The sequence below is a fragment of the Streptomyces sp. NPDC001270 genome, assembly GCF_042896695.1.
GTDB lineage: Bacteria > Actinomycetota > Actinomycetes > Streptomycetales > Streptomycetaceae > Streptomyces.
On sequence record NZ_JBIAXM010000039.1, the window covers coordinates 65,413 to 70,041 of the forward strand.

Here is a 4,629-nt window from a genome sequence, read left to right on the forward strand (position 1 = left end):
TCGGCTCCCGGCTCCCGGCTCCCGGCTCCCGGCTCCCGGCTCCCGGCTCCCGGCTCCCGGCTCCCGGCTCCCGGCTCCCGGCTCCCGGCTCCCGGCTCCCGGCTCCCGGCTCCCGGCTCCCGGCTCCCGGCTCCCGGCTCCCGGCTCCCGGCTCCCGGCTCCCGGCTCCCGGCTCCCGGCTCCCGGCTCCCGGCTCCCGGCTCCCGGCTCCCGGCGTGGCGAGTTTTTTAGTGTATCCGACACCATGCGACAGAACAGACAATTTGCCGTGAAGGTGGGGGAGTTGTCCGCCGAAGCTCGCTGAGATCGCGAGATCCACGGGCGTCGAGAGCGCTTGGTCCCAGGGGAGCACGGGCAGGCCCAGCTCGCCGAACAACTCGTGGACTCCCCCTTGGAACACCGAGGACCCGGTCGATGTGACCAGCAGTTGTACCCGGAAGTCGTCGTGGAACAAGGGGAGCACATCGAGCAGGCGTCCGGCGGAGGTGACGTTGTGCACCACCAGCAGCACGTGCCGGCGCGCCTGCCGGCTGACCCACTGCCGGGAGCCCGTTCCGATCGGCACCCGTATCGGAAGAGGCTCGGCTGGCCTCATGGAGCACCTCCTGAAGGGGCGATGTAATCGAGCAGGCCCACCTTAACCAGCGCGGTGCGGCGGCTCCCAGGCCGAGTGGGCGGCGGTCCGGGTGGCGGTGCGGTCGGTCTCGCGGCCCTGCCGGGGCGGAAGCCAGGGGCCGAAGTGGTCGGCGACCGTCTCCGCGACGCCGACGGCGTCGAGGGAGCCGTCGACCTCGATCACGCGAATGCCGAGCCGGCGAGCCGCGCGCGTGGCGTCCTCGGCGACGAGCCGGTCGCGGGCGAGCCGGTTGGCCTGGGCCCGGGCCGGGTCGCTGACGCGGTGCTCCAGCGCGGCGGCTCGTGGCAGTTCGCGGATCTGGCGTCGGCGGAATTCCGGCGTGGGCACCATGACGACCATCCGGCGGGGCGAGTCGACGATGGGAGCGACCAGTTCGGGCCGCAGTCCCCAGCCCTCGGCGACGATCGGACGGCCGGAGACGAGCGCGCGCAGGTCGTCCAGCGCCCACTCGAACCGGGCGGGGAAGCCGGCCAGCGTGTCGGCCGCCATCTCCTCCGGGGGTGTCTGGACCCACACCTTGTCCGGATCGGCCTCGACGGCGGGTTCTCCGAGGCTGATACGACGTGCGGTCCGCCGATCCTGGTGAGCGCGAGCGTCGTGGTAGTCGTAGTGGTATGCGGTGACACCGTATCGGCCCGCCAGCAGGCGGGCCACGGTCGATTTACCGGCCCACTGACCGCCCCCGATCCACAACGCGCCCCGCAACGTACCGAACGGATCCCAGACTTTGCCGTCCGCCTGGTTCTTGCAGCTGGTCATCGGGTTGTTTCTCCTGCCTTGTACGACGTCTTGTACGACATCGGGCGCTCCGACGGCGAGCGACCGTGCGTCTCTTTCGGACGGGGCACGGGCTGCCGTGGAGATGCGCCCTGTTGTCCTGGGTGGCGTGAACGCGGGTTCCGGGGCGGCCGCTGGCGGAGACGCCCCCACCCCATGTCCCCCGGAATCTCCCGGCCTACGCGTGGGCGCTCTCGGCCGTGAGTTCCAATTCGGCGAGGACGGCCGCGTGGTCGGACGGCCAGACGCCGTCGACGGCCCGGTCGCCGGTGCGACGGATGGTCTTGACGTGTCCGAGGCCGCCTGGGCCCGGCGGTCCCACGTGGATGTAGTCGACGCGGACTTCGGGGTCGCCGGGCGCGACGAAGGGGTTGGCCGGGTTCCAGGTTGCCGAGGCTTGTGCGGGGTCCGCGTATTCCCAGCCGTCGTAGAAGATCTGCCCGGGGGCGGCGGGTGAAGTCTTGTAGCCTCCGAACAGGCGGATCTCGTCGGAGTCCGGCCAGGCGTTGAAGTCTCCGGTGACGACCGGCGGGAACGCGGTTCCCGTGCGGTGGGCGGCGACGAACCACGCGAGAGCCCGGACTTGTGCGCACCTCACCGCCGAGGCGTCCGTGGACGACGTCAGATGTGTCGTGAAGAACGGCACATCGTGTCCGGGGGCGGCCAGTCGTGTGCACAGGGCCAGACGCCCGTCGTCCATGCCCGGCCCGTGGGGCAACTGCGCCACGGCCTGGTCCGCGATGGGCCACCGGCTGAGAACGGCGTTGCCGATGTCGATGGTCTGATCGCCGAGCCTGCGCTGCCAGATCTGCGGGGCCCGTGAACGGGCCCAGGCCCAGTGCATGTCCAGGTCGTCCGCCAGCCATCGCGCAAGGTTCTCCCCGCCGCCGGCCCACACCTCCTGCAACCCGACGACATCCGGTCGCAGCTCACGCAGCACCGTGAGGATCGCCTTGCGCCGCTGCTCCCAGGGGCCGAACCGCCACCACAGGTTCCACGTCAACACTCGCACGTGTCCCCCTCCTTCGCGCTGTAGGGCTGCCGTCTTCCATCATCGGCCTCGTCCAGCCGGAATGACGTATGGCGTCAGGAAGATCCTTGTCGAGCCCGAATCGCGTCCGATGCCCTCCGGGAGGCCGTTCGGGAGGGGGCCCGAGCGCGGTCGGTCTTCCCGGAGGGCACCTACTGCTTCTGGCGGGTCGTGGCGAAGCGTTTGCGGTAGTGGGTGGGTGTGGTGCCCAGATGGCGGGCGAAGGCGCGGCGGAGGGTCTCGTCGGTACCGAGCCCGCTGCGCTGCGCCGCCGAGGTGACAGTGTGCCCTTCGAGCAGCAGTTGCTGGGCACGGTCGAGCCGGACCCGTTCGACCCAGCGCGCGGGTGTGGTCCCCAGTTCGGTGCGGAACAGCCGGGCCAGATGGCGCGGACTGATGGCGGCGGACGCGGCCATCGCGGGCAGACTGTGGTTCGCGGCCGGATCGGTGAGCACCGACGCGATCAACGAGCGCAGCAGGTCACCGCGGGCAGGGGGAGTGGTGATGGCCGTGGAGAACTGCGACTGCCCGCCCGGACGCTGCATGAACACGACCAGTTCGCGCGCGATGTCCCGCGCCGTGTCGGCGCCGTGGTCGTCCTCCACCAGGGCGAGGGTGAGATCGATGCCCGCGCTGATGCCCGCGGAGGTGACGTACCGTCCGTCGCGGACGTGGATGGCGTCCGGCTCGACGCGTACCCGGGGGTAGCGAAGGGCGAACTTGGCCGCGTGCCGCCAGTGCGTCGTCGCTCGGCGGTCGTCCAGCAGCCCCAGTTCCGCCAGGACGAAGGCACCGGTGCACACCGAGGCGACGCGCGGCGCCTGTGAGGTGAGGTCGCGGGCGGTGGTCAGCAAGCCCTCCTCGATCGGCTGCATGGCCAGTCGGTCACCCCCGGCGACCACGACGGTGTCGACCGGGCCCGCGTCGGCCGCCCGGACCGTGCCGGTCAGCGCGAGCCCGGCGGAGGTGGTGACCGTTCCACCGCCTGGGGAGACCATGACCAGCTCGTACGGGGGAGCGTGCCGGCCCGCCTGGTACAGCACCTCCGACGGGCCGCTGACATCGAGCATGGTCACCCCCTCGAAGACCACAAAGCCAACCCGATGCGTCATGTCCGAATCCGTGGTTTTCCTGGCAGCAGAGACATGGCCCAGCTTACGCCGCCACGGAACCCTGGAGGCAGATCACCGGTCCCGGAAGGAGGCAGACGAACGATGTGCGAAGCGATCGCGGACGTGGCGATCCGGTACGCCGCCCTGGCACGGGAGGCTACGGAACCGGTCCGCGATGTCTCCCCGCTCGCCGCCGGTCCGCCGCCCCAGGCGGGTCTGCCCGCGGGACGCGCCACGCGGTCGGGGGCGGCCGCACCGGGCGCCCACGACCGTGCTGGTCACCCGCGGTGTCCGGCCGGACATCCGGGGGACCGGGGGTCTCAGGTCCCGGCCGCTCACCCCGCGTCGGTCGTCGCGGCGCACCCGCGGCCGGATGCCGGGAAGCGCCGGGACCTCGCGAACCAGCTCCCCAGTTCGTTCACCACCGCGTTCACCGAGGGCGACAAGGACCGCCCCGACACCACCTTCCGGAACGTCAGGACCGATGTGCGGGCTCACCACGCACCCGGATCCCGACGCACCTGTTCCGAGGCCGGGGAGAACTCCGACCAACCCGAATGACCAGGCCGGTAGCGGTCACCGCCGGACACGTCCGGTCCCGGCCGACCGGGGGCGTCCGGGACCGACACCGTGCAGCGCTCGTCGGCCCGCTCCTCCCCTGATCCGCACCCTCACACAAGGCTGGCAAAGAAGATGACCACTCACGAGGGACGGCGCCCCACTCTCACCACCGAGACGGGCGCGCCTGTCGCAGACAACCAGAACACCGAGACGGCCGGTCCCGGCGGACCGCTGCTTGTCCAGGACCAGTTGCTGTTCGAGAAGCTGGCGCACTTCAACCGCGAGCGCATCCCGGAGCGGATCGTGCACGCGCGCGGCGGCGGCGCGTACGGCACGTTCACCGTGACCGCCGACGTCACGCGCTACACCCGGGCGGCCTTCCTCTCCGAGGTCGGCAAGCAGACCGAGATGTTCGCCCGCTTCTCGACGGTGGCCGGCAACCTGGGTGCGGCGGACGCCGTCCGTGACCCGCGCGGTTTCGCGCTGAAGTTCTACACCGAGGAGGGCAACTA

At 71.4% G+C, this 4,629-nt stretch carries 5 protein-coding genes; 2 read left to right on the top strand and 3 right to left on the bottom strand.

The window, feature by feature from the left end:
• Positions 1 to 637: 637 nt before the first annotated feature.
• From ACFY2B_RS39350 to ACFY2B_RS39360, 3 genes are all read right to left on the bottom strand, one after another.
• A complete protein-coding gene (locus ACFY2B_RS39350; protein WP_390767857.1) occupies positions 638 to 1,396 on the bottom strand; it encodes a hypothetical protein in 759 nt (252 codons plus the stop codon).
• 196 nt (positions 1,397 to 1,592) lie between these two features.
• Positions 1,593 to 2,426 (bottom strand): endonuclease/exonuclease/phosphatase family protein, encoded by an 834-nt coding sequence (locus ACFY2B_RS39355; RefSeq protein ID WP_390767858.1) that lies wholly within the window; start codon positions 2,424 to 2,426, stop codon positions 1,593 to 1,595.
• 170 nt (positions 2,427 to 2,596) lie between these two features.
• Positions 2,597 to 3,556 (bottom strand): GlxA family transcriptional regulator, encoded by a 960-nt coding sequence (locus ACFY2B_RS39360; protein WP_390767859.1) that lies wholly within the window; start codon positions 3,554 to 3,556, stop codon positions 2,597 to 2,599.
• Positions 3,557 to 3,658: 102 nt separating this feature from the next.
• Between ACFY2B_RS39360 and ACFY2B_RS39365 the strand changes: the two genes are divergently transcribed.
• Positions 3,659 to 4,117, top strand: a complete 459-nt coding sequence (locus tag ACFY2B_RS39365) for a hypothetical protein (protein ID WP_390767860.1) — start codon at positions 3,659 to 3,661, stop codon at positions 4,115 to 4,117.
• 132 nt (positions 4,118 to 4,249) lie between these two features.
• On the top strand, positions 4,250 to 4,629 hold a 380-nt coding region (locus ACFY2B_RS39370; RefSeq protein WP_390767861.1), incomplete at its 3' end, for a catalase.